This is a genomic window from Candidatus Solirubrobacter pratensis, assembly GCF_000425945.1.
GTDB classification, from domain to species: Bacteria; Actinomycetota; Thermoleophilia; order Solirubrobacterales; family Solirubrobacteraceae; genus Solirubrobacter; species Solirubrobacter pratensis.
On record NZ_AUEK01000008.1, the window covers coordinates 279,892 to 302,884 of the forward strand.

The 22,993-nt window shown below is 71.3% G+C and carries 24 protein-coding genes and 1 tRNA gene; 8 read left to right on the forward strand and 17 right to left on the reverse strand.

Translation table 11 applies throughout. The features are described from left to right. The first annotated feature begins 9 nt into the window (after positions 1–9). Positions 10–249: a hypothetical protein gene (locus tag H958_RS0111800; protein ID WP_028058824.1), complete on the forward strand. Its 240-nt coding sequence runs from the start codon at positions 10–12 to the stop codon at positions 247–249. Positions 250–280: 31 nt separating this feature from the next. On the opposite strand, the gene csrA is transcribed toward H958_RS0111800, so the two are convergent. Continuing rightward, positions 281–520, reverse strand: a complete 240-nt coding sequence (gene csrA, locus H958_RS0111805; protein ID WP_028058825.1) for a carbon storage regulator CsrA — start codon at positions 518–520, stop codon at positions 281–283. A gap of 230 nt (positions 521–750) precedes the next feature. Between csrA and H958_RS0111810 the strand changes: the two genes are divergently transcribed. Both H958_RS0111810 and H958_RS0111815 read left to right on the forward strand, forming a co-directional pair. Next, positions 751–1,296: a hypothetical protein gene (locus H958_RS0111810; protein ID WP_231379230.1), complete on the forward strand. Its 546-nt coding sequence runs from the start codon at positions 751–753 to the stop codon at positions 1,294–1,296. Positions 1,297–1,342: 46 nt separating this feature from the next. After that, positions 1,343–2,041, forward strand: a complete 699-nt coding sequence (locus tag H958_RS0111815; RefSeq protein ID WP_028058827.1) for a GNAT family N-acetyltransferase — start codon at positions 1,343–1,345, stop codon at positions 2,039–2,041. Positions 2,042–2,137: 96 nt separating this feature from the next. Here the strand turns inward: H958_RS0111815 and H958_RS0111820 are convergent, their stop codons facing one another. The 10 genes from H958_RS0111820 to H958_RS36655 all read right to left on the reverse strand — a co-directional run bounded on the left by H958_RS0111820 (position 2,138) and on the right by H958_RS36655 (position 13,948). Next, a complete protein-coding gene (locus tag H958_RS0111820; protein ID WP_028058828.1) occupies positions 2,138–2,452 on the reverse strand; it encodes a hypothetical protein in 315 nt (104 codons plus the stop codon). 220 nt (positions 2,453–2,672) lie between these two features. Continuing rightward, the gene (locus H958_RS0111825) at positions 2,673–2,963 is read right to left on the reverse strand and encodes an FtsB family cell division protein (protein ID WP_028058829.1); all 291 of its coding nucleotides are present in this window, start codon (positions 2,961–2,963) and stop codon (positions 2,673–2,675) included. 52 nt (positions 2,964–3,015) lie between these two features. Beyond that, positions 3,016–4,290 carry a phosphopyruvate hydratase gene (eno, locus tag H958_RS0111830; RefSeq protein ID WP_028058830.1) on the reverse strand — a complete coding sequence of 425 codons (1,275 nt, stop codon included), beginning with the start codon at positions 4,288–4,290 and terminating at the stop codon, positions 3,016–3,018. Positions 4,291–4,309: 19 nt separating this feature from the next. Continuing rightward, positions 4,310–5,080 (reverse strand): nucleoside triphosphate pyrophosphohydrolase, encoded by a 771-nt coding sequence (gene mazG, locus H958_RS0111835; protein ID WP_028058831.1) that lies wholly within the window; start codon positions 5,078–5,080, stop codon positions 4,310–4,312. A gap of 4 nt (positions 5,081–5,084) precedes the next feature. Beyond that, positions 5,085–6,197 carry a peptidyl-prolyl cis-trans isomerase gene (locus tag H958_RS0111840; protein ID WP_196807318.1) on the reverse strand — a complete coding sequence of 371 codons (1,113 nt, stop codon included), beginning with the start codon at positions 6,195–6,197 and terminating at the stop codon, positions 5,085–5,087. A 174-nt stretch (positions 6,198–6,371) separates the two neighbouring features. Further along, on the reverse strand, positions 6,372–9,689 hold the full coding sequence (gene mfd, locus H958_RS0111845) for a transcription-repair coupling factor (RefSeq protein ID WP_028058833.1): 3,318 nt from the start codon (positions 9,687–9,689) through the stop codon (positions 6,372–6,374). Positions 9,690–9,732: 43 nt separating this feature from the next. Then, positions 9,733–10,467, reverse strand: coding sequence for a class I SAM-dependent methyltransferase (locus H958_RS0111850; protein ID WP_028058834.1), 735 nt, complete (start codon positions 10,465–10,467; stop codon positions 9,733–9,735). A 123-nt stretch (positions 10,468–10,590) separates the two neighbouring features. Continuing rightward, positions 10,591–12,702: a glycoside hydrolase family 31 protein gene (locus H958_RS36650; protein WP_051324132.1), complete on the reverse strand. Its 2,112-nt coding sequence runs from the start codon at positions 12,700–12,702 to the stop codon at positions 10,591–10,593. Then, the gene (gene pth / locus H958_RS0111860; protein ID WP_028058835.1) at positions 12,699–13,232 is read right to left on the reverse strand and encodes an aminoacyl-tRNA hydrolase; all 534 of its coding nucleotides are present in this window, start codon (positions 13,230–13,232) and stop codon (positions 12,699–12,701) included. Before pth ends, H958_RS36650 begins: the two co-directional genes overlap by 4 nt. Positions 13,233–13,264: 32 nt before the next feature. Beyond that, positions 13,265–13,948: a 50S ribosomal protein L25 gene (locus H958_RS36655; protein ID WP_081685806.1), complete on the reverse strand. Its 684-nt coding sequence runs from the start codon at positions 13,946–13,948 to the stop codon at positions 13,265–13,267. Positions 13,949–14,055: 107 nt separating this feature from the next. Here H958_RS36655 and H958_RS0111870 point away from each other — a divergent pair, with 107 nt between their 5' ends. Then, positions 14,056–14,388, forward strand: coding sequence for a hypothetical protein (locus H958_RS0111870; RefSeq protein WP_156027936.1), 333 nt, complete (start codon positions 14,056–14,058; stop codon positions 14,386–14,388). Here H958_RS0111870 and H958_RS0111875 read toward each other — a convergent pair. The 3 genes from H958_RS0111875 to H958_RS0111885 form a co-directional block, all read right to left on the reverse strand. Further along, positions 14,385–16,268: a glycoside hydrolase family 2 protein gene (locus H958_RS0111875; protein WP_037409905.1), complete on the reverse strand. Its 1,884-nt coding sequence runs from the start codon at positions 16,266–16,268 to the stop codon at positions 14,385–14,387. The two genes, H958_RS0111870 and H958_RS0111875, sit on opposite strands and share 4 nt — an antisense overlap. Positions 16,269–16,317: 49 nt before the next feature. Continuing rightward, positions 16,318–16,767: a hypothetical protein gene (locus H958_RS0111880; RefSeq protein WP_028058838.1), complete on the reverse strand. Its 450-nt coding sequence runs from the start codon at positions 16,765–16,767 to the stop codon at positions 16,318–16,320. 79 nt (positions 16,768–16,846) lie between these two features. After that, on the reverse strand, positions 16,847–17,551 hold the full coding sequence (locus tag H958_RS0111885; RefSeq protein ID WP_156027937.1) for a hypothetical protein: 705 nt from the start codon (positions 17,549–17,551) through the stop codon (positions 16,847–16,849). A gap of 115 nt (positions 17,552–17,666) precedes the next feature. On the opposite strand from H958_RS0111885, the gene H958_RS0111890 reads away from it, so the two are divergent. Further along, complete coding sequence (locus tag H958_RS0111890; protein ID WP_028058840.1) at positions 17,667–17,945, forward strand: DUF4235 domain-containing protein; 279 nt, start codon at positions 17,667–17,669, stop codon at positions 17,943–17,945. 170 nt (positions 17,946–18,115) lie between these two features. After that, positions 18,116–18,349: a 2Fe-2S iron-sulfur cluster-binding protein gene (locus H958_RS0111895; RefSeq protein ID WP_028058841.1), complete on the forward strand. Its 234-nt coding sequence runs from the start codon at positions 18,116–18,118 to the stop codon at positions 18,347–18,349. Here the strand turns inward: H958_RS0111895 and H958_RS0111900 are convergent. From H958_RS0111900 to glmU, 3 genes are all read right to left on the reverse strand, one after another. Further along, the gene (locus tag H958_RS0111900) at positions 18,318–18,545 is read right to left on the reverse strand and encodes a hypothetical protein (RefSeq protein WP_231379231.1); all 228 of its coding nucleotides are present in this window, start codon (positions 18,543–18,545) and stop codon (positions 18,318–18,320) included. The genes H958_RS0111895 and H958_RS0111900 overlap by 32 nt on opposite strands. Positions 18,546–18,622: 77 nt before the next feature. Next, complete coding sequence (locus H958_RS0111905) at positions 18,623–19,579, reverse strand: ribose-phosphate diphosphokinase (protein WP_037409993.1); 957 nt, start codon at positions 19,577–19,579, stop codon at positions 18,623–18,625. Positions 19,580–19,674: 95 nt separating this feature from the next. Continuing rightward, complete coding sequence (glmU, locus tag H958_RS36660; protein WP_407641139.1) at positions 19,675–21,045, reverse strand: bifunctional UDP-N-acetylglucosamine diphosphorylase/glucosamine-1-phosphate N-acetyltransferase GlmU; 1,371 nt, start codon at positions 21,043–21,045, stop codon at positions 19,675–19,677. Positions 21,046–21,087: 42 nt separating this feature from the next. Between glmU and H958_RS0111915 the strand changes: the two genes are divergently transcribed. Continuing rightward, positions 21,088–21,158: transfer RNA gene (locus H958_RS0111915), tRNA-Gln, on the forward strand. 75 nt (positions 21,159–21,233) lie between these two features. After that, positions 21,234–22,991, forward strand: coding sequence for a hypothetical protein (locus H958_RS0111920; protein ID WP_028058843.1), 1,758 nt, complete (start codon positions 21,234–21,236; stop codon positions 22,989–22,991). The last annotated feature ends 2 nt before the right edge of the window (positions 22,992–22,993 follow it).

Consider the following 22,993-nt stretch of genomic DNA (forward strand, 5'->3'; position numbering starts at 1 on the left):
TTCGAACCCATGCGGATGCGCCAGAGCGTGGCCGATATCGAGCAGGCCTTCTTCGAGGAGATCGAGGAGGACCGCGAGCGCCGGGAGCGGCTGCGCCGCCGCGCCGAGCAGCGCCAGCTCGCGCGCCATCGCGAGCGCACGCACCGCCATGGTTCGATGCGCTTCGTCGTGCTCGTGCTGATCCTGCTCGGCACGGCCGTGGCGGTGACGATCGCGATGTTCCAGACCCTGTACTACCTGCTGGGCTGAGCCGGCCGACGCCGTGTGGCGCCGCCGGGCGCTAGCGCTGGTTCTGCGTGCTCAAGCGCTTGAGCGCGTCGTCCACCTCGGCCCGCGCGGAGGCGCCTGCCGCGACGTTCTCCTGCTGGATCTCGAGGTAGACCTCCTTACGGAACACCGGGATGTCCCGAGGGGCCTGGATGCCGATGCGTACCTTCTCGCCCATGATCGACAGGACCGAGACCTCGATGTCGTCGCCGATCATGATCGACTGGTTGGACTTGCGTGTCAGTACCAGCATGACGCCGCCTCCCTGGCGAATTCGGACTCGCTCTCCCGGACAGGCCCGCTCCTGTCCTCGAGGTGAGCACGGGTGAGGCTAGTTGATGGGGGTGGATAAGGGTATGGGGCGTGCACCCGAAGGTGGGTGGGACGGTTTCTGGGACGGTCCCTAGGGGGGTGTTGCTAGTCTCCGGCCCTCCTATGAGCCGCCGGTCCCTGCGTCCCCAGCTTAACCAGATCCGCGGGTGGGTGCGACAGGGTCGCACCGACGCGTGGATCGCGCACCAGCTCGAAGTGACCGTCCAGCAGATCCAAGCCTTCAAGCGAGAGCAGGGCCTGGAGCCGGACGCCGACGAAGCTGGCGCCGCCACCGAAGAAGTCGACCTGCGCGCGGAAGACGACGCGCAGATCGCCGCGGAGCTCGAAGCCGAAGCCGCCCGAAAGGCTGAGGAAGAGGCTGCGCGCCAGGCCGAGGAGGAGGCGCGCGCCGCCGAGGAGGCCGCCCGCAAGGCGGCCGAGGCCGAAGCCGAGCCCGAGCCCTCCGATGCCGAGAAGGCCAAGCGCCCCGCGCGCCGTCGCGGAGGCCGCTCGCGCCGCCGGACCGCGCCTGTCGGGCCGCTCGAGGGCACGTTCGACCACGGCGAGGAGGGTTACGGGCTGTGGCTCGACCCGGCCGTGCAGGACGACCCCGTGTACGCCGAGCACTGGGCGGGCCACCGCCCCGTCGAGATCACGATCGAGGAGGACCAGATCGTGATCCGCCGCGCAGGCGGCGAGGACGACGGCGAAGACTGACGCACGTGCGCGCGCGGTCGCCTGGCAGCGCGCGCAGCAGGAGCTGATGGTCGCGACGGTGGAGCCGTGGGCGCACGGCACCGTCCTGCGCACCCCGCTGGCGCCCGACTACTGGGATGTCAACACCGTGCGCGTGGAGGGTCCGGCGCCCGAGTTGGAGGCGCCGGAGCTGATGGAGATGGTCGACGTCCTGCAAGACGGCTTGCGCCACCGGCGCATCGTCATCGAGGACGAGGAGACCGGGGAGCGGCTGCGGCCCGCGTTCCGCGAAGCCGGCTGGATCGCCGACCGGCTCGTGATGATGCTGCGCGAAGGACCGCCGCCGGAGGCGCCCGGCGACGTCGTCGAGGTCCCGTTCGAGCAGACGCGGTCGCTGCGGCTGGAGTGGCATCGCTCGGAAGCCTGGGGCGAGGAGGAGGCGCTGCACCTCGAATCGGCCGAGGCGGTCGCGGCGCGCAACCGCAACCGCGCGTTCGCGGTGCTCGCCGAAGACCGTCCGATCGGGTTCGTCGCGGTCTTCTCGCCGCCCGGCGCCGGCGCCGCCGAGATCGACCAGGCCTACGTCACCCCCGCGCAGCGCGGGCGCGGGATCGGACAGCGCCTGATCTCCGGAGCGCTCGCCGCGGTCGGGCACCACACCAACTGGATCGTGGCCGACGACGAGGACCGCCCGAAGCGGCTGTATCAGCGGATCGGGTTCGTGCCGGTCTGGCGCCGGTACTCGTTCGTAAGAACACCCTTGTAACGTGGCCCGCAGGTCGGATTCGCCCGCTTGTCTCAGCGAGACCAGCGGGAGCTCGGCGGAGACGACCGGAGGGCGAAACCTTCTATCCGTGCGAGGTTAGACTCGCCGTCCGCCGGCGTAGTCGATCGCCGCGCGCTGGTAGCGCCCGAACGCGGCGTCGGCGACGATCCGCGCGTCCCACGCGAACGGCTCCTCGGGCGCGACCTCGACGGCGAGGTCGGTGCACCAGCCGGTGCCCTCGTCGTAGAGGTCGACCAGCTCGTCGAGCGTGAACGCGCCGCCGAGCCGGCGGCGCAGCTCCGCCTGCACCGCGCGGGTGACGCGCTCGAGCGTCGGCGCCTGCTCGGGGAACGCCTCGTCGAGCCGCCGCAGTCCCGCCTCCCACTGGTCCCGTGCGATCTCGTACGGCACCCAGGTATCGTCGCACGGAGGTCGGATTCGCCCCTGTATCGTCGCACGGAGGTCGGATTCGCCGGCCCGCGCCCGCGATGCGGGCTGCGCTGCGGCGAAGACGACCGGAGGGCGAAACCGATTAATCCGGAGCCCTCGCGCCCCGAGCCCTCGCGGCCCGGGCCCTCGCGCCCGGGCCCTCGCGCCCGGGCCCTCGCGCCCGGGCCCTCGCGCCCGAGCCCTAGCGCCCGAGCCCCTCGATGATGTACGCCCGCTCGCCCGCCTTGACCATGCCGAGCTTGCGCGCCTCGCGCTCCAGCGCGCCCTTCTCGGTGAGCTCGCGGCGCCGCTGGCGCAGTTTGCCGTTCTCGGCGCGGAGCTCCGCGACCGCGGCGCGCTGGCGCCCCGCCTCGCGGTAGGTCTTGATCCAGCTGATCGCCGGCCCGATGTACAGATACAGGACGAGCGCGAAGACGCCGATCAGCGCCCAGCGCCCAAGGCGGTCCCAGCGAATCCGGCTACGGGCATGCATGCCTGACGCGTTCGTTCGACGCGCCAGGCACCCTTCCTGTGCACGCGATCTCTCAGGAGCGGAACACGGCGCGACCGGGATACTCCGCGTCGCCGCCGAGCGCCTCCTCGATCCGCAGGAGCTGGTTGTACTTCGCGACGCGGTCCGAGCGCGAGGGCGCGCCGGTCTTGATCTGTCCACAGCCGGTCGCGACGGCGAGGTCGGCGATCGTCGTGTCCTCCGTCTCGCCCGAGCGGTGGCTCATCACCGCGGTGTAGCCGGCCGAGCGCGCCAGCGCGATCGCCGCCAGCGTCTCCGACAGCGTGCCGATCTGGTTGACCTTGATCAGGATCGAGTTCGCGACGCCCGTGTCGATGCCGCGCTGCAGGCGCTCGACGTTGGTGACGAACAGGTCGTCGCCGACCAGCTGTACGGTCGAGCCGATCCTGCCGGTCAGCTCCTTCCAGCCGTCCCAGTCCTCCTCGTCCATCCCGTCCTCGATCGAGAGGATCGGGTAGCGCGAGGCCAGGTCGGCCCAGTAGGCGGCCATGTCGGCCGGCGACAGCTTGCGGCCCTCGTGCTCGAGGTCGTACTCGCCGCCCTTGAAGATCTCGCTCGTCGCCGGATCCAGCGCGATCGCGACGTCGTCGCCGGGCGCGTAGCCGGCCGCCTCGATGCCCTCGATCAGCGCCTGGAGCGCCGCCTCGTTGGACTCGAGGTCCGGCGCGAAGCCGCCCTCGTCGCCGACCGCCGTGCTGAGCTTGCGCTTCTTCAGCGTGCCCTTCAGCGCGTGGAAGACCTCCGCGCCCGTGCGCAGCGCCTCGGCGAACGACGGCGCGCCGACCGGGACGATCATGAACTCCTGGAAGTCGACCGAGTTGTCCGCGTGCGCGCCGCCGTTGAGCACGTTCATCATCGGCACCGGCAGGACGTGGGCCGCCTCGCCGCCCAGATAGCGCCACAGCGGCAGCGACTCCTCCGCGGCCGCCGCGCGCGCGGCGGCGAGCGAGACGCCGAGGATCGCGTTGGCTCCGAGGCGCGACTTGTTCGGCGTGCCGTCGAGCTCGATCATCGCGTTGTCGAGCGCCTGCTGGTCGGTCGCGTCCTTGCCCGCCACCGCCTCGGCGAGCTCGCCGTTCACATTGGCGACCGCCTTGGTCACGCCCTTGCCGCCGTAGGCGTCGCCGCCGTCGCGCAGCTCGGTCGCTTCGAACTCGCCCGTGGAGGCGCCCGAGGGCACCGCGGCGCGGCCGTGCGCGCCGGAGCGAAGCTGCACCTCGACCTCTACCGTGGGATTGCCGCGCGAGTCGAGGATCTGCCGCGCGTGCACCGATTCGATCTGGCTCATCGGCGCGGCACGATATCCGCTATTCCGAGTTCAGCCGGGCCCGCGCGTAGTAGTGCAGCTGCTCGGCGGGCGTCAACGCGTCCCAGTCGGCTCCGTCGGCCGCCGCGAGCGCCTCGGCGCCCTCCACGCGCCCGCGGAAGCGCTCCGACGCCGCCCGCAGCGCCAGCTCCGGGTCGACCTTCAGCTTGCGCGCGACGTTGACGGCGGCGAACAGGACGTCGCCGATCTCGTGGAAGCGCTGCTCGTCGCTCGCCGCCTCCTCGAGCTCATCCAGCTCGCCGCGGATCGCGTCATACGGGACGTGGTCGAAGTCGAAGCCCGTCGAGGCGGCGCGCCGCTGCACCTTGCGGGCATAGAGCGGGCCCGGCAGGTTCTCCGGCACCTCGCCGAAGATGCCGGGCTCGCGCCCGTCCTCGGTCTTCTTGATCGCGTCCCAGTTGCGCAGCACCTCGCCGGCCGAGTCCACCTCGACCTCGCCGAAGATGTGCGGGTGCCTGCGCACGAGCTTGGCGTGCACGTGCTCGGCGACGGCGCCGAGCGAGCCCGCGCCGCGCTCCTCGAGCAGCAGCGAGAGGAAGTGCACCTGGAAGAGCACGTCGCCGAGCTCGTCGAGCAGCTTGGCGTCGTCGTCAGCGTGCGCGGCCGCCGCCAGCTCGTAGGCCTCCTCGACGGTGTGCGGGACAATCGAGCGCTCGTCCTGCTCGCGATCCCAGGGGCACTCGCGCCGCAGCCGGCGCGTTAACGCGTCGAGGCGCCGGAGCGCCTCGACATCGTCAGTGGAGTCCGCCAAGGGCCTACTGGCCGGCGGGGGTCGGCTGGCCCGTCGTCGGCGGCGCCTGCGTGGCCGGCGCGGTCGGCGTCGGCGTCGCCTTCGGGCCGTTCTTGCAGTCCGTCGTCTTGTAGTTGTCCGAGCACTCCGTCTTGTCCTTCCAGCGCTTCGTGAAGTCCTTCACGAAGGCGTCCAGCGCCTTCTGCTGGTTCTGGGACTGGAGCGTCTGCTTGATCGTGTCCTTGGCCTGGGCGAGCGTCTGCTGGCTGGCCGGCGTGACCTTGGTGACCTCGAAGACGTAGTAGCCGTACTGCGTCTTGACGGGACCCTCGAGCTGGTTCTTCTTGGCCGAGAAGACGGCGTCGTCGAGCTGCTTGTCGAGCGTGCCCTTGGCCTGCGCGGGCAGCTTGCCGCCGGCGGCCTTCGACGTGTCGTCGATCGAGTACTTCTTGGCGACCGTCTTCCACGCCGCCCCGCTCTTGAGCTGGTTGAAGGCGGTCTGGGCGTCGCCCTGCTTCTTGGTCAGCACGACGCGCAGGTCGCGCTTCTCCGGCTGCGCGAAGCGGGCCTTGTTCTTGTTGTAGAAGTCCTGGATCGCGGCGTCGGACACCTTGTCCTTGCCCTTGATGACCTTGTCGCGGATCTTGTTCGACAGCAGGTCGAGGCGCACGCGCTGGAGGATGTCCTGCTCGGACTGGCCCGAGGTCTGGAGGAACTTCTTGTAGTCCGCGTCCTTCGGGAAGCTCTGCTTCTTCTGCTCGTCGAAGGACTTCTTGACGTCCGCGTCGGTGACCTTGACGCCCATCGAGTCGGCCTCGCCCTGGATCCACTTGAAGGAGATCAGGAGCTGGAGGACCTGGTCGCGGAGCTGCGTGTACTCCGTCTTGCACTGGGTCTTCAGCTGCGCGTCGGTCACCTTCGGCTGGCCCTTGGCCGGGGCCGGCGTCGTCTTGCGCTTCTGCGCGACGCAGTTCTTGTAGTCCGATTGCGGATCCGGCACCGCGGCGTTCGCCTGCCCGGACGACTTCGCCGCGACGGTGAGCCAGTGGCTGAAGTCCGTCTTGCTGACGGAATCGCCGTCCACGGTCGCCACGGCGTTGCCGGGCACACCGCCGCATGCCGCGACAGTCGCGCACACGCCGACAAGGGCGCAGGCGCTGAGGATGAGACGTGACGCCTTGTTCATAGAGAGCTGAGAAGGGGGACGGGGACTAGTGGCCGGCGCACGGAACCCGGCGCAGGAAGTGACCTTCTCCCGGGTGGGCATGGTAGCGGCGCCCTCGGGGTACTTACTCATCTTTTCACTGGAGCTTTAGGCAGCGGTCTGCACAGCCAGCAATGCGTCCGCTGCCCGCACCACCGCGGGGAACCGCTGCGCCGGATCATCCGGTACGCGCACTGACAGCTGTGAGCGCCCCGCCTCATAATTCGCGCCGGGAAGCTCCTCGCGCAGCCGCCGCGCGGTCGCGGCGTCGAGCTCGATCGGGGTCACGGCCAGGCGGCCCTGGCGGAAGCTGACGGTCTGGGCGCCGGCCTGACCGAGCTTGATCCGCGCCTTCTGCAGCGTGATCAGGTTCTCCATCGGCTGCGGCGGGTCGCCGAAGCGGTCCTCGAGCTCGCGCCGCAGCTCGACCAGCTCCGACACTTCGCGCGCGCCCGCGATGCGACGGTGCACGTCGACCTTGGCCTGCTCGTACGGGATGTAGTCGGTCGGGACGTACGCGTCGACGTTGACGTCGAGCCGGACGGGCTCGCGCGGCTCGGCGCCGTCGGACTCGGGGTCCATCGCCTGGACCGCCTCGTCGAGCATCTGCATGTAGAGCTCGAAGCCGAGCGCCGCGACGTGGCCGGACTGCTCGTCGCCGAGGAGGTTGCCGGCGCCGCGCAGCTCGAGGTCGCGCATCGCGACCTTGAAGCCCGCGCCCAGCTCGGTGTAGTCCGACAGGGCGCTGAGGCGGTCGGCGGCCTCGGCCGTGAGCGCGGCGGCCGACGGATACAGCAGGTACGCGTAGGCGCGCTCGCGCGAGCGCCCGACGCGCCCGCGGATCTGGTAGAGCTGGCTGAGGCCGAAGCGGTCGGCGCGGTCGACGATCAGCGTGTTGGCCTGCGGGATGTCGATCCCGGACTCGATGATCGAGGTCGAGACGAGCACGTCGGCCTCGCCGCGCAGGAAGTGCATCATCCGGTCCTCGAGCTGCTTCTCGTCCATCTGCCCGTGGGCGACGCTGAACGTCATGCCCGGGCACAGCGCGCGCAGGCGCTCGGCCGTCTCCTCGATGTCGTCGACGCGGTTGTGCAGGAAGAACGCCTGGCCGCCGCGCGCCTTCTCGCGCTGCAGCGCCTGCCTGACGAGCTGCTCGTCGTACTCGCCGACGTAGGTCTTGACGGGGCGCCGGCCCTCCGGCGGCGTCTCGATCACCGAGATGTCGCGCATGCCGGCGAGCGACATCTGCAGCGTGCGCGGGATCGGCGTGGCCGACATCGCGATCACGTCGACCTTGAGCTTGAGCTGGCGCAGCAGCTCCTTCTGCTTGACGCCGAAGCGCTGCTCCTCGTCGACGATCAGCAGGCCCAGCTCCTTCGCGCGCACGTCGCGGCTGAGCAGCCGGTGCGTGCCGACGAGGATGTCGACCTGGCCCTGCGAGAACCGCTTGACCGCCTCGCGCTGCTCTGCCGGCGGCCGGAAGCGGCTGACGTGCTCGATCACGAACGGCTGGTCGCGCAGGCGCTCGGCGAACGTGCCGTAGTGCTGCTGGGCGAGGATCGTCGTCGGCACGAGCATCATCACCTGCTTGCCGTCGCTGGCGGCCTTGACCGCGGCGCGCAGCGCGACCTCGGTCTTGCCGTAGCCGACGTCGCCGCAGATCAGGCGGTCCATCGGGCGCTCGGACTCCATGTCGCCCATCACCGCGTCGATCGCGTCGCGCTGGTCGGGCGTCTCGCGGAACGGGAACGCGGCCTCGACGTCGCGCAGCTCCTCGGAGAACTCGGGGAACGGATGGCCGCGGCGGCGCTTGCGCTCCGCGTAGAGGTTGAGCAGCTCGCCGGCGAGCTCCTGCGCCGCCTTGCGGGCGCGCGCCTTGAGCGTGTCCCAGCGCGTGCCGCCGAGCTTGGACAGCGGCGGGTGCGCGCCGTCGGCGCCGACGTAGCGCGAGATCTTCGCGAGCTGGTCGACCGGCAGGAAGACCTTGTCGTCGCCCTGGTACTCGAGGTTGAGGTAGTCGCGCGTGACGCCCGCGACGGTCTTGGTGTCGAATCCGGCGAAGCGCGCGATGCCGTGGTCCTCGTGGACGACGATGTCGCCCGTCCGCAGGTCGGTGAAGCTGCGCAGCAGGCCGCGGCCGGAGCGCGTCGGCCGCGTCGAGGCCTTGCGGCGGTGGATCAGCCGGTGCTCGGGGAAGGCGGCGAGCTTGAAGGAGGGCGCGACGAAGCCGTCGCGGAGCGTCGCCTCGGTGAACACGAGCCCGGAGGTGCTGCCGTTGAGGCTGGCCTTGACGCGCGCGAGGTTGTAGGCGGCGCGCTCGGCGGCGCCCTGCTGGGGCCACGTGACGACCGTCGTGTAGCCCGAGCGGGTGAGCTTCTCCAGCTCGGACTCGGCCTCCTTGAGCGAGCGCGCGGCGAAGTCGGCGGCCTGCGCGCGGATCTCGATCGGCTGGTCGTGGCTGATGCTCGACAGCCGGACCTCCGAGCGCTGCGCGAGCGCCTCGTGGATGCGCGCCGGATTGACGTAGAGGTGGCGCGCGTCCTCGTCCTTGAACGCGACGCAGACGTCCTCCCAGTGGTCGCGCAGGACCGGCTCGACGTCCTCCTCGGCGGCGACGATCACCTGGATCCGCTCGGGCAGGAGGTCCAGCAGCTCCTTGAAGCGGTCGACCGGCAGCAGCTCGGCGATGTCCGGCCGCTCCTCCTCCGTGGCGGCGATCTCCGCCAGCTCGCGGTGCTCGGGCGCGAGCTCGGCGGCGGGCGAGATCTCGACGCACTCGGTCTCCCCCAGGCTGCGCTGGGTGAAGGTGGAGAACCAGCGCAGCGCCTCGATCTCGATGTCGAACAGGTCGACGCGGACCGCGCGCTCCTCGGTCGCCGGATAGACGTCGAGCAGGCCGCCGCGGATCGCGAACTGGCCGCGGTCCTCGACCTGGTCCACGCGCTGGTAGCCGGCGGCGACGAGCTGCTGGGCGGTCTCCTCGAGGTCGAGCAGGTCGCCGACGCGCAGCATGAACCCGTGTGGGCGCAGCGCCGGGTCGGGGACCTTCTCGCTCAGCGCGGTCGCGCTGATCACGACGACCGGCTGCTCCGAGCCCTCGGGCGTGTCGGTCAAAGCGTCCAGCGCGCCCACCCTCAGCCCGACGAGGTGCGGCGGCGGCGTGAGGTGGGACTCGTAGGCGACGCCGCGGCTCGGGTAATAGCGGACGGGCCGCGGGTGCAGCCACGCGCGCAGGTCGGCGGCGAGGTCGCGGGCGGCGCGGTCGTCGCCGACGACCACCACGGTCGGGCGCCTCGCGTCCTGGTCGGCGAGCCCGGCGACGACGAACGCCCGCAGCGACTGGGACACGAACGCCGACCCGCCGCGCGCCGCCAGTTCGGCGGCGCCGGGGTCGTTCTCGAGGTGTCCGAGGAAGGTTCTGAGCATGCGAAAGGCCCGCGCTGTGTGCGCGGCGGGCCACGCATCCAGTCTACGAACGGGCGAGCATGTTCAGTCGCACGTACTCGAACGTCGGGCGCGGGCCGAGCGCCGCGAGCACCGCGTCGGCGTAGTCGTCGCGCTCGTGCTCCGGAAGGCGCTCGAGATGCGAGCCGAGCATCACGGTCGTCAGATACTCGCGCGGATCCTCGGGCGCGACGGGGACGTGCTGCGGCCAGGTCCACACGTCACGGAAGCCCGCCGCCTCCAGCCGCGCCTTGGTCTCGCGCGTGGTCGCGAAGTTCCACGGGCCGTCCCAGCCGGCGAAGGCGGGGTGGCCGACGGCGGCGATCGCCTCCAGCAGCGTCGCGACGTTGCCCGCGCCGCCGCACTGGGCGACGAGCCGGCCGCCCGGCTTCAGCGCCGCGTGCAGGCGCGCGAACAGCCGCTCGTGGTCGCCGATCCAGTGGAACGTCGCGGTCGAGAGGATCGCGTCGACCGGCCGCTCGAGCTCCAGCTCGACGAGGTCGGCGGCGAACGCCTCGACGCCGTCGCCGAGCCGCGCCTTGGTCTCGTCGACCATCGCCTGCGAGCCGTCGACGGCGACGACCTCGCCGCGCGGGAGGCGCTCCACGAGCGCGGCGGTCACCCGCCCGGTGCCGCAGCCGGCGTCGAGCACGCGCTCGTCGCCGGTGAGGTCGAGGCGGTCCAGCACGTCGCGGCCCATCGCCTCCAGCGGCGCCGAGACGCGCTCGTACGAGGGCGCGTTCCATTCACGAGGCGGCATACGTCTGTACGCTATCGCATACGCTCAGCTCCACCACGATGCCGTAGCCCATGCCGACTTCGACCTGCGGCAGCGGAGCGACGGTGCCGATCTCGAGCGCCTTGGCGGACCTCGAGGGGCTGCTCAGCGCAGGGTGATCTCCGCGGCGCCGTCGCCGATCTCGGTCACGACCGCCGCGCCCCCTCGCACCACCTCGACCTCGACGACACGCGGCGCCGGCGCGAAGGCACCGACGGGCGCAGACACGCGCACGGCCTCCGCGTCCACCGTGACGCTGCGTCGCGACGACGGGCCGAACCCCTCGCCCGCGTCCTCGTAGAGCTCGCGCGTCACCACGTCCGCCGACGGCACCGCGAACACGCGCAGCGTCAGCCGGTCCACCGGCTCGCCCGTGTGCATCCGCTCAGGCCAGAGGGGGATCGCGGCGTTCGCGCGCGCGTAGAGCGCCGGCCGGCCCAGCGGCGCATGCGCCAGCACGTGCGCCGGCCCGGCCACCACGTCACCGGTCCACCAGTGCACCCACGTGCCGGCCGGCAGGTACACGTGCCGGTGCTCGATCCCCGGCCGCGTGATCGGCGCGACGAGCAGCGCGTCGCCGAGCATGAACTCGTCGTCGGCGGTGTAGGTGACCTCGTCCTCGAACCACTCGAAGAGCAGCGGCCGCATGACCGGCGCGCCGGTCCGCGAGGCCTCCTCGAACGCCCCGTAGAGATACGGGAGCAGCCGCATCCGCAGCAGCAGCATGTCGCGGCAGATCGACTCCCACGGCTCGCCGAACGCCCACGGCTCCTGCGGCACCGTCCCCATCTGCGAGTGGTTGCGCAGGAACGGCTGGAACACCGCCGCCTCGGTCCAGCGCGCCAGCAGCTCGCCGTTGGAGTCGCCGAAGAACCCGCCGCAGTCGACGCCGCAGAACGCCATCCCCGACAGCCCGAGGTTCTGCAGCTGCGGCAGGCTCATCCACAGGTGCTCCCACCAGGAGGAGTTGTCGCCCGTCCACTGCAGCGCGTGCCGCTGCAGCCCCGCGAAGCCCGCGCGCGAGATCACGAACGGACGGCGGTCCGGCCGCAGCCGCGCCAATCCCTCGCGGGTCGCCTGGGCCATCCCCGACCCGTAGAGGTTGTGGACCTGCGCGTGCAGCCGCGGCTCCCCTCCCCCCGGGTGCACGACGTCGGCGGGCATCGTCGACTGCGCCGGCACGAACAGGCTCGGCTCGTTCATGTCGCACCAGATCCCCGCCACGCCGAGGTCGAGAAGGGCCGCGTGGTTGTCGCCCCACCACTCGCGCGCCGCCGGGTTCGTGAAGTCCGGGAACGCGCACAGCCCCGGCCAGACGACGTTCCGGTACTCCTCGTCGCCGAACGTGCGGCAGTAGTAGCCGCGCTCGCGGCCCTCGACGTAGACGGGGTACTCGAGGTCGACCTTCACGCCCGGATCGACGATCGTCACCACGCGGAAGCCGTCCTCGGCCAGCGAGGCGATGAACGCCGCCGGGTCCGGGAAGCGCTCCTCGTCGAACGTGAACACGCGGAACCCGTCCATGTAGTCGATGTCCAGGTAGAGCACGTCGCACGGGATGCCGCGCGACCGGAACCCGTCCGCGACCGAGCGGACCTCGTCCGCCGACACGTGGCCCCAGCGCGACTGCTGGTTGCCGAGCGCCCACAGCGGCGGCAGGCCGACGCGCCCGGTCAACTCGGTGTAGCGCTCCAGGACGGCGGCGGGCGTCGGCCCCGTGAAGACGTAGTAGACGAGGTTGCCGGTCGCGGTCTCGTAGACGACCTCGCCCGGGTCCGCCTTCGCGAGATCCATCTCCACGCGCCCCGGGTTGTCGACGAACACGCCTCGGCACACGCCACCCGCCAGCGAGAGCACGAACGGGATCGACGTGTAGAGGTTGTTCAACGACGCCGTGTGGCCCTCGGGCGGGTCGTAGTTCCAGAAGATCTGGCGCGAGCCGGTCTTCTCCAGCCCGGCGGTCCGCTCTCCGCAGCCGAAGAACCGCTCGCCCTCGCGGCGCGGCATGACGACCCGCAGCGGCGGGCCGAGCAGGTCGCCGATCCCGGCGCCCGCCGGCTCGAGGACCTCGAACCGGACACCGCCGGGCGGCTCGAGCCGCGCGAGCGGCTCCCACTCGCCGGCGACCGCGGCGGAGCGGTAGTCGGGCGGACGGCCCGGAGGGAAGAAGCCGACGCGGATGAGATCTTCAGCGAGCTGAGCGACCTCGACGGTCAAGCCGCGGAGCCTACGACACGCTCCGCCTCGTCGGCCGCACGGTCGATCAGCGCGGCGACGTCGCTCGCCGGCTGGCGCCACTTGCCCAGCACGTAGGAGGCGACGATTTCCGGATCGGTCGAGTCCGGACGCCCGACGCCGATCCGCACGCGATGGAAGTCCGCGCCCCCGAGCTCGCGCTTGAGCGACTTCAGCCCGTTGTGGCCGGCGAGCCCGCCGCCGAGGCGCACGCGGATCTCGCCGAACGGGAGGTCGATCTCGTCGTGCAGCACGAGGATCCGATCCAGGTCGAGGTGGTAGGAGCCGCGGGCCGGCCCGGCGGACCGGCCGGCCTCGTTCATGTACGTCTGCGGCTTGAGCAGCGCGACGCGAGGGCCGCCCGGACCGGTGCGGCCCTCCGACAGCTCGCCCGCGTACTTCTTCTTGGGCCTCGGCAGGTCCCAGCGCCGCGCCAGCGCGTCGGCGACCTTGAAGCCGACGTTGTGCGGCGTCTCGGCGTAGCCGGGGCCCGGGTTGCCGAGCCCGACCACAAGCCAGTCGACCGGCGTCGAGGAGAAGAGCTTCAGGACTCGTCGCCCGAGTCGGCCGCGGACTGCCCGGCCTCCTCGGCGGTGTCGCCCTCGGCCTGGCCCTCGGCGGCCTCGCCCACCAGCTCGGTCTCGGTCTCGATCTCCTCCTCGACCGGCTCGGCCGTCGGCGGGGTGATCGAGGCCACGACCGTCTCCGGGTCGTCGAGCAGCGTCACGCCCTTCGGGGGCGTGATCGACCCGAGCGTGAGCGTCGCGTTCATCTCCAGGCCCGAGACGTCGTGCTGGATCGTGTCGGGGATGTCCCCCGGGAGCGCCTCGACGTTCAGCTCGCGCGTCTCCTGCGTGAGCACGCCGCCCTCGACGGTGCCCGGCGCGAGCTCGGCGCCGACGAGGTCGAGCACGACCGTCGTCTGGATCGCCTGGTCCATCCGGACGCGGAGGAAGTCGACGTGCATCGCCTCACCGCGGACGGGATGCCGCTGCACGTGCTTGACGAGCACGGGTGCAGCGCTTGCGCCGTCGAGCGAGACCTCGAGGATGGCACCCGAATGGGCAAGCGTATTTCTGAGGATCCGAGCGTCGACGGCGAAGTGCGTCGGCTCGATATCGCCGCCATAGATCACGCCGGGAACGAGTCCGGATCGGCGGAGACGGCGCGCATTTCGCGAGCCTTCAGGCTGGCGGGCGGTGATTGAGAGCGTGGAAGAGTCGGCCATGTCGTTGGGTGCGCCGCGGGCAGGGAGGATCAAGGCGCGACGAGCGGCAGCCGATGGTAGCGAAAGGCGTCTGGCGCCTCCCCGCGAGGGGTAATTATGTTCAGTACATGTCCCCCGACGCGGAGCTGCTTGTGATCTTCGGCGTGCTGCACTTTGTCGCCTTGGCCCTCGGCGGCGTCCTGTTCGTGATGTTCTTGCGTTCCGATGGCGCTTCTTCCTGGCCCCAGGACGACGAAGACGACGGCGGTGGTGGTGGGAACGACCGCATCACCGACAAGCCCAAGACCTCTCCTTCAGGCGGTATCCCGCTCCCGAGCGCGGTGCAGTCCAACACTCGGCTGCGTTCTGCCTCGGACAAGATGGCCGATCCGAGCCGGCGGCGCGTGCGACAGCGCGAGCACCAGCCGGTCCGGATCAGACCAAGGGTTCCGATGCGCTAAGTCCCGCCTGTGGCCGGCACCAGCTGCTGGGTCTGAGTGAACCAGCGCTGGACGTCGGCCCATGCCGGCTTTCGCACGCCGTCGTAGGTGATCAGGCCCTTCTGGAAGACGGGCGGCTGCGGGCGCGGGTCGCCGCCGTCCCAGCCCGGCCGGACCCAGAACTCGTTCAGCGCCCAGTACAGCGCGCCGCTGAGCCACGGCTTGGTCGCGAACGTGTTGAGCTGGAAGTTGACCCAGTCCTGCTGGAACGCCCACGTGCCCTTCTCCTCGACCGGGCCGTCGCGGTTGGCCTCGGCGCCGAACTCGGTGATCACGATCGCCTTGTTCGCGTAGCAGGCGTGCACGGCGTCGAGGTAGACCGAGAGCTTCGTGCGGTCGAAGATCTGGCCGTTCGGGCCTGGGTACCAGCCGAAGTAGTCGTTGATGCCGAGCACGTCCAGCGGCGCGTACGAGGCGGCCTGGCAGAGCGATGACGGGTAGCCCGCGACGGCGATGCCGACGGGGCGCGTCGGGTCGGTCTCCTTGGCGAACTTCGCCGCCGCCTTGATGTAGGCGTTCTGCACCGGCCCGGGCTGCGAGGACAGCTCGTTGCCGATCGACCACAGCATCACCGACGGGTGGTTCTGGTTGGCCGCGATGTTCTTGCCGAGCTCCTTGATCGCGAGCTGGCGCACGGACTTCAGCTTGAGGTACTGCGTCTTGACGCTGTAGACCGGGATCTCTGACCAGATCAGCAGGCCGAGCCTGTCGGCGAGCTCGTGCGTGTACGGGTGCAGCGGATAGTGCGTGCGGATCACCGTCGCGCCGAGCTCCTTGGCGTCCTTGAGCAGCTGCTCGCGGCGCGCGTCGTCGATCGCGAAGCCGTCCGCCTTGGAGTCCTCATGCAGGCCGACGCCGCGGAAGTTGAGCGCCTGCCCGTTGAGGATCAGGTGCCCGTTGGAGACCTTGATCGAGCGGATGCCGCTGTGGAGGTCGTAGCCCGAGACCTTCCTGCCGTTGGCGGTGACCGTGAAGTGGACCTTGTAGAGGTGCGGGTGCTGCGGGCTCCAGAGCTGCGGCTTGGCGATCCGCAGCGTGTCCGAGAACGCCGCGATCGCCCCCGGGCCCATGGTCTTGGTGCCGAGGTTGACGCTGCGGTTGCCGTACGTGCCGGTGACCTTGATGCGCTTGCCGCCCGAGGACACGTTGCGCAGCGTGAGCTTCATCTGGACGTCCGACGCGCAGTTGGCGCACGGCAGCACCGGGCGGACCAGGACGTCCTTGTAGTCGACCGTGTCCAGCTTCTGCAGATAGACCTCGCGCTGGATGCCGCCGTAGTTCCACCAGCCGCCGGTCGGCACCCCCTCGGTGTTGAGCCCCGAGGGCGGGAAGTCCGTCGGCTTGCGGCGCGAGTCCACGCGGATCACGAGCCGGTTGGTGCCCGTGCGCTTGAGGCCGGAGAGCTGGAACTGGAACGGGATGTACGCGCCCGTGTTCTCGCCGATCGGCCGGCCGTTGAGCCACACCTTCGAGCGGTAGTTGACCGACTCGAAGCGGATCGCCCAGTCCAGCGCCGCGCTGGCGCTGGGCAGCTGGAAGTCCTTGCGATACCAGCCGATCCCGCCCGCCATCGACGCGTTGGACGGGTCGCCGAGGTTCCAGACGTTCGGGACCTTGACGGCCTTCCAGCCGCTCTTGGACGTCTGGCGCATGAGGCGCTGCTTGACGCCCTGGTCGGCGTTGTCGAGCCGGAACAGCCACTCGCCGTCCATCAGGTAGCGCCCTTCCGGGCCGTCCGCGTAGAGCGTCTTGGCCGAGGGCTTGCCGGCCGCGTGCGCCTGGGCTGGAAGCAGCGCGAGGAGGGCGAGCACGGGGAGCAGGAATGTCAGTCGGGCGCGCATCACGGGCAATGTCAACACAGGGTCCGGCGGGAAAGAGCGGTAAAGGGCCTCATGGGCAGCTCGCTTCTCCATTGATGGGTGCGGAGATGGACAAGAGCTCCACCGTGTTGCCCGTCAGCGGGCCGTCGCGGCGGACGCGGACGCATTGCACGACGGGCAGGCCGTCGCGGCCGGCACGCCACGCGACGCGCCCGGTCCCGGTCGTGCGCGTGAACGTCACCTGCACGGACGGGCGGTACTGGAGCAGCTCGACGTCGCCGGGGCGGGCAAGCTTGGCGACGAACGCGCGCGTCGTGGCCGCGCAGGCGGGCTGGGCGGCGCAGGCGGGCATCAGCGCCAGCACGCGCGAGGCGTCGCCGTGCGCCTGCGCCCGCGCGACGTCGAGCACCCGCGCGCGCTCGGTCCCGGCCGCGGACAGCGCCCGCGCGAGCATCGCGGAGATGCCCAGGAAGACGAAGACGACGAACGCGACTACGAGCAGGACGCGAGACCGGCGCAAGGGCGCCGCAGGATAATCACCCGCGGTGAGGGAACCCCCGCGACGTGGCTCAGTCGGCCCCGGCCGCGGCGGGCGGCGGCTACCCCGTCTGCGGGAAGTCGTCCCCCGACAGCTCGAGGAAGCGCTGCACCGAGGCCTCCTGGCGCCCGAGCTGCTCCGCCATCCGGCGCGCGTGCTCGGCCGCCAGCGCGAGGAAGTCCTCCAGGCAGCGCTCCGGATCGTCCGGCAGCGGGTACACGCGCGCGACGTCCTGCTGCGCGCAGGCGATCCCCATCGGGGGCCGGCCCTCGGCGAGCCCGCGGGCGCTGCAGACCGCCGTCACCACGATCTGCTTGTCGGGCGCCACGAGCGCGGTCGGCATCAGCCGGTGCGCGGGCAACCGTACGTCGAGCTGGATGCTGTGGTCCACGGTCACGTGCGAATGCGCCAGGTCGGCCAGCGGCTCGCGCCAGATGTCGAGCACGGTGTCGGCGCCGACCAGCGCGTCGCGCAGCGCGCCCGCCTGCTCCGCGAACATGTGCTCGGCCTCTTGGCGGTCGCCCGCGGCGGCGAGATCGAGGTCGCACGGCACGCGCATGAGCTCCGCGCGGCCGACGGCCTCGCCGGCGCCGTGGCCGCCGTTGGCCACGTAGGTCTGGATCGTCCCAAGGTCCCGGCGGCCGTGGAAGACGACCGTCAGCGTGTCGCTCAGCGTGAGGGGCGTGACGCGCAGCGCCACCGAAGCGGCGGCTCCAACGTCGATCAAGGCCCTTCTCAGCAGGTCCTCTGCGTGCTCTTCGTCCATGGCGATCTCCTATGAGAGATCATCGTCAGTTGTACCCCTGATGTTTACCTCCCGGCGGTCGGAACGAACCCCCCCTCGTGCCGGCCCTGGTGTCGAACGGATAAGGTCGCCCCCGATGAAGCTCCTGTACAAGCCGATCGGGCTCATCCTCGGCATCCTCGCCGGGATGGTCGGCAAGCGGTTGTTCGACTTCGCGTGGACCAAGCTCGACGACGAGGACCCGCCCAAGGGCACGACGCAGGACGCCCCATGGCCGAAGATCCTCGGCGCCGCCGCGCTGCAGGGCGTGATCTTCCGCACCGTGCGCGTCACGGTCGACCGCTACGGCGCGATCGCGTGGCAGTACCTCACCGGCTTCTGGCCGGGCGAGAAGCGCCCGGACCCGGACGAATAGCCGCCGCGGCCGCTGGGTAGCCGCTCCTCGATCCGACGCATCGGGAGGAGCGCCGTGACCGCCACCCACGAGCCCTTGGTCGGCCGCGAGCCGCGGCGGCATCGGCGTCACGCCGCTGCTCGGGATGGCCGAGCGGCTCGTGGCCGCCGGCGCCGAGGTGCGAATGCTCTATGCCGGGCACGCGCGGGCGGAGATGCCGTTCCTCGACGAGCTGCTACGGCGTCGACGTCGCGGTGCCGGAGAACCGCTCGATGCTCGAGGCGCTGCGCGCCGACGGCGTCGAGGTGATGTACGACTGCCTGCGCGGCGAGTGCGGCCTGTGCGCGGTCGGCGTGCTCGAGGCCGACTGCCAGATGGACCACCGCTCCACGATCACCCAGCCGGCGGGCTCGAGCGCAGGATGAATCCGCGCTCGGCCAGCTCGGCGAGCGCGTCCTCGAAGGCGGCGAAATCGTGCTCCAGCAGGAGCCTGAGCGGGCGCGCGCCATTCGCGCGCACCCAGCGCCGCAGCGTGTCCTCGCTCACGCGCTCCGTCGCCTCGCCGAGCAGCTGCAGCAGGATCGCCACCTCCGGGCGCGTGTCGTCCTCGCCCATGATCACCGCCAGCGGCTCCGAGTCCAGGATGCGCAGCAGCTCCTCGTCGGAGAGGCCGAGCAGCGATTGCAGGCGCGCGGCGCTCAGAAGAGCTGGTTCTCTCCGCCGAAGACCTCGGCGACGGAGTCGTCGGTGAAGATGCGGCGGATGCTGTCGGTCAGCAGGTCGGCCACCGAGAGGACGGTGATGTTCGACGGCGTGTCCGGCCGCAGCGGGATCGTGTCCGTGACGACGATCTTCTCGAACGGGCTGGCCGCGAGGTTCTCGAACGCGTTGCCCGAGAGGACCGGATGGGTGGCGGCGGCGAAGACGCGGCGGGCGCCCTCGTCCTTGACCGTCTCCCCCGCGGCGCGCAGGGTGCCCGCGGTGTCGATGATGTCGTCGACGATGACAGCCGTCTTGTCCTTGACGTCGCCGATCACGTAGGCGATCTCGGCCACCTGCTGGGCCGGCCGCTCCTTGTTGAGCACGGCCAGCTCGGCGCCGACCTTCTCGGCGAACTTCTGCGCCAGCTTCACGCGGCCGGTGTCCGGCGAGACGACCACGAGGTCCTCGAGCTGCTGGTCGCGGAAGTACTGGGTGAGGATGAACATCGCCGTCATGTGGTCCACCGGCTTCTGGAAGAAGCCCTGCACCTGGCCGGCGTGGAGGTCCATCGTGAGCACGCGGTCGGCGCCCGCGGCCTCGAGCATGTGGGCGACCAGGCGGGCGCTGATCGGCTCGCGCGGCGCCGACTTCTTGTCCTGGCGGGAGTAGCCGTACCACGGCGTGACGGCGATCACGCGGTGGGCGCTCGCGCCGACCGCCGCGTCGATCATCACCAGCAGCTCCATCAGCGCGTCGTTGGCGGTGATCCCGGTGGCGGGGTTGCCGCACGTCGGCTGCACGATGAACACGTCGGCGCCGCGGATCGACTCCTCGTAGCGGCAGTAGACCTCGCCGTTGGAGAACGTCTTAAGGATCACGCCGCCGAGATCGACGCCCAGCTTGCCGGCGATCTTGTTCGCCAGCTCCGGGTTGGCGCGGCCGGAGAAGAGCATCAGGCGCTTGTCGTAGCCGAGCGGCAGCGACGAGGCGGGAACCGGGCGAGGCGACAGGGCGCTCACGGCCTGGTTCAGTGTAGGCGTCGGCGCGGTCATCCCTTCCTCCGGTCTGCGTATCCCTCGACGTTGCGTTGCCTGGCCCGGGCGATGCCGAGCGCCCCCGGCGGGACGTCCTCGGTGATCACGCTGCCGGCGCCTGTGTAGGCGCCGTCGCCGACCTCGACCGGAGCCACGAACGCAGTGTCCACGCTGGTGCGGACGTTCGCACCGATCTTCGTCCGGTGTTTGCGGACTCCGTCGTAATTGGCGGTGATGTTCGACGCGCCGATGTTCGTGTTCTCGCCGATGTCGGCGTCGCCGATGTAGCTCAGGTGCGGCACCTTGGTGCCGCGGCCGATCGTCGAGTTCTTGATCTCCACGAACGCGCCCGCCTTGGCGCCCGGGTGCAGGTGGGCGTCTGGGCGCAGGTAGGAGAACGGGCCGATCGTGCCGTGGTCCTCGACGGTCGCCTGCACCACGTAGGAGTGCACGACGCTGACGCCGTCGCCGATCGTGGCGTCGACCAGCGTGCTGTGCGGGCCGATCACCGACTCCGCGCCGATCTCGGTCGCGCCCTTGAGCGTCGTGCCCGGCTCGATCACCGTGTCGCGGCCGATCTTCACGGCGGCGTCGATCGTCGTGGTGGCCGGGCTGACGATCGTGACGCCGTTGCGCTGATGGGCCTGCTGGATGCGCGTCTGCGCCAGCGACTGCACGCGCGCCAGCTCCACGCGGTCGTTGACGCCGAGGGTGAGCGTCGGATCCGTGACCGGGTGACCGTGCACGACCTTGCCCTGCTCGCGCAGCTTCGGCAGCACGTCTGGGAGGTACACCTCGCCCTGCGCGTTGGCGGCGTCGACGTCGGCGAGCGCGGCGAGCAGGCTGCCGCCGTCGAAGGCGTAGACGCCCGTGTTGACCTCGCGGATGGAGAGCTCGGCCTCGCTCGCGTCGCCCTCGACCTTGGTCTCGACGATCCGCTCGACGTTGCCCTCGCGATCGCGCACCACGCGGCCGTAGCCCGACGGGTCGTCGAGCTCCATCGTCGCCACGGTGCCGGCCGCGCCGCTGTCCTCGTGCGCCTGCACGAGGCCTTGCAGCGCCTCGGCGGTGATCAGCGGCACGTCGCCGTTGATCACGACCACGGTCGACGTCGAGTCGATGTGCGAGCCGGCCGCGGCGACCGCGTCGCCGGTGCCGTTGGGGTGCTGCTGCACCGCCACCTCGACGCCGTCAGGCAGATGGTCCTCCAGGCGCCGCCTGGGATTGTCGACGACGACGACCTTGCCGGCGCCGGCTTCCAGCGCGGCGGTGACGGGCCAATTGATCAGGGGGCGCCCGCACAGCGGGTGCAGGACCTTCGGGAGGGAGGAGCGCATGCGCGTTCCCTCGCCGGCGGCGATGATGACGACCGTGGGCGCGGGCACGGCTCGCATCGTAGTATCGCCGGGACGTCGCGCTCGTCCGTTTGGGGGGTCGTCCAACGGCAGGACACCGGGTTTTGGTCCCGGGAATCGGGGTTCGAGTCCCTGCCCCCCAGTCTCGGCGCGCCACGGTAGGAAATCCGTCTGCGCGTGCGCGCGTTCGGGACGGCAGCGCCTAGGGTGGCCCGCACATGCGCATACGCTCGCTCGCCGCCGCGGCCGCGGCTCTGCTCCTGCCCGCCGCGCCGGCGCTGGCCGCGGGCGACCCGATCATGCCCCTCGCGCAGGTGCAGGCCGGGATGCAGTGCACCGCCTACTCGGTGGTCCGCGGCACCGACATAGCGTCGTTCGGCGTCGAGGTGCTCGACGTCGTCGACGGCGACCCGGACGAGAGCGGGCCGCGGATCCTCGTCCAGGTCTCGGGCCCGGCCGTCGACGCGACCGGCGTCGGCCCGGGGTTCTCGGGCTCGCCGATCTACTGCGCCGACGGCGCCGGCGTGGCGCGCAACATCGGGGCGATCTCGGAGTCGATCGGCGAGTACGGCGGCAAGGTCGTGCTCGCGACGCCGATCGAGCAGATCGTCGGCACGCCCGTCGACCCGCCCGCCAAACAAGCGGCGAAGGACGCCGGGCACGCGAGCACCGCGCGCGCGGGCTGGGCGCGGGATCTGCTGGCGCGGGCGAAGCCGCTCGCGGCGCCCCTGACGATCAGCGGCGTCAGCTCGACGGTCGCGACCGCGCTGCAGGCGGCGGCGCAGAAGGCCGGGCGAACGGTGCTGGCGGTGCCCGCCGGGCCGGTCGGCGGCTACCCGAAGCAGGCGCTCGTGCCCGGCGCTGCGGTCGGCACGGCGTACTCCGACGGCGATCTGCGCTACGGCGCGGTCGGGACGGTCTCCTACGTCGACGGCGACAAGGTGTGGGCGTTCGGGCACCCGCTCGAGGACGCCGGGCCCCGCGCGCTGCTGCTCCAGGACGCCTACGTGTTCCGCGTCATCAACAACCCGGTCCAGCTCCCCACGGCCGCGACCTACAAGCTCGCCGCGCTCGGCCACGACCTCGGGACGCTCACCAATGACGCGACGGACGCCGTCGCGGGCCACACCGGCGCGCTGCCGCACACGGTGCCCGTGACCGCGCTGGCGCGCGACACCGACACGGGCAGGACGGCGACGATCCGCTCGCGCGTCGCCGACGAGGCGGCGGTCGACCTGCCCAGCGGCGGCTCGTGGCTGACCTCCGTCGGTCCGCTCGCGGTCGTGCAGGCGGCGACGAACGTCCTCGGGTCGACGCCCGGCCGCGTCACCGGGCGGATGTGCGCGCGGATCGGGCTGGCCGAGCTGAAGGCGCCGCTGCGCTTCTGCAACCGCTACGTCTCGATCGCCCAGGAGCAGGGCGACGACGGCAGCCTCGGCAACGCGGTGACGACCGGCGCGGCGGGCGACCTGGCCACCGCGCTGTCGAGCGTCGACGCCTACACCGGCAAGCCGCCGCGCATCACCGGCGTCTCGGTCCTGCTCGAGCTGCACCGCGGAGCCGACCAGGCCTACCTGCGCCGGATCAGCGTGCCGCGGACGATCCGCCGCGGTACGACGGTCAAGGCCCGCGCGACCCTCCAGCGCCTGCGTGGGAGCGAGTTCACGCGCACCTACAGGGTGCGCGTGCCCGGCGACGCGCGGCCGGGCAGGATGAAGCTGCGGCTCGCCGGGCGCGACGCCGACGGCGGCGACGCCTCGCTCGGCACGACGATCATCATCGGCGACGACTCGGCCGGCGACGGCGCGGGCGACGAGGGCCCGCGCACGCTGCGCGAGCTGTCGGACCAGGTCAAGGCGAACGGCCGCTACGACGGCGTGACGCTGCGGCTCGGCGCCGCGCAAGAACGGGCGTTCCGCGACGCCGGCCTCCGGATCTCGGGGCGCGCGGAGGCGACCGTGCGGGTGACGCGCTAGCG

Bases quoted from the DNA above. Each gene is read 5' to 3' on its own strand.
- H958_RS0111800 (WP_028058824.1), top strand. From the start codon at position 10: ATGCGGATGCGCCAGAGCGTGGCCGATATCGAGCAGGCCTTCTTCGAG.
- csrA (WP_028058825.1), bottom strand. From the start codon at position 520: ATGCTGGTACTGACACGCAAGTCCAACCAGTCGATCATGATCGGCGAC.
- H958_RS0111815 (WP_028058827.1), top strand. From the start codon at position 1,343: ATGGTCGCGACGGTGGAGCCGTGGGCGCACGGCACCGTCCTGCGCACC.
- H958_RS0111825 (WP_028058829.1), bottom strand. From the start codon at position 2,963: ATGCATGCCCGTAGCCGGATTCGCTGGGACCGCCTTGGGCGCTGGGCG.
- eno (WP_028058830.1), bottom strand. From the start codon at position 4,290: ATGAGCCAGATCGAATCGGTGCACGCGCGGCAGATCCTCGACTCGCGC.
- mfd (WP_028058833.1), bottom strand. From the start codon at position 9,689: ATGCTCAGAACCTTCCTCGGACACCTCGAGAACGACCCCGGCGCCGCC.
- H958_RS0111850 (WP_028058834.1), bottom strand. From the start codon at position 10,467: ATGCCGCCTCGTGAATGGAACGCGCCCTCGTACGAGCGCGTCTCGGCG.
- H958_RS36655 (WP_081685806.1), bottom strand. From the start codon at position 13,948: ATGGCCGACTCTTCCACGCTCTCAATCACCGCCCGCCAGCCTGAAGGC.
- H958_RS0111870 (WP_156027936.1), top strand. From the start codon at position 14,056: ATGTCCCCCGACGCGGAGCTGCTTGTGATCTTCGGCGTGCTGCACTTT.
- H958_RS0111875 (WP_037409905.1), bottom strand. From the start codon at position 16,268: ATGCGCGCCCGACTGACATTCCTGCTCCCCGTGCTCGCCCTCCTCGCG.
- H958_RS0111885 (WP_156027937.1), bottom strand. From the start codon at position 17,551: ATGGACGAAGAGCACGCAGAGGACCTGCTGAGAAGGGCCTTGATCGAC.
- H958_RS0111890 (WP_028058840.1), top strand. From the start codon at position 17,667: ATGAAGCTCCTGTACAAGCCGATCGGGCTCATCCTCGGCATCCTCGCC.
- H958_RS0111895 (WP_028058841.1), top strand. From the start codon at position 18,116: ATGCCGGGCACGCGCGGGCGGAGATGCCGTTCCTCGACGAGCTGCTAC.
- H958_RS0111905 (WP_037409993.1), bottom strand. From the start codon at position 19,579: ATGCTCTTCTCCGGCCGCGCCAACCCGGAGCTGGCGAACAAGATCGCC.
- H958_RS0111920 (WP_028058843.1), top strand. From the start codon at position 21,234: ATGCGCATACGCTCGCTCGCCGCCGCGGCCGCGGCTCTGCTCCTGCCC.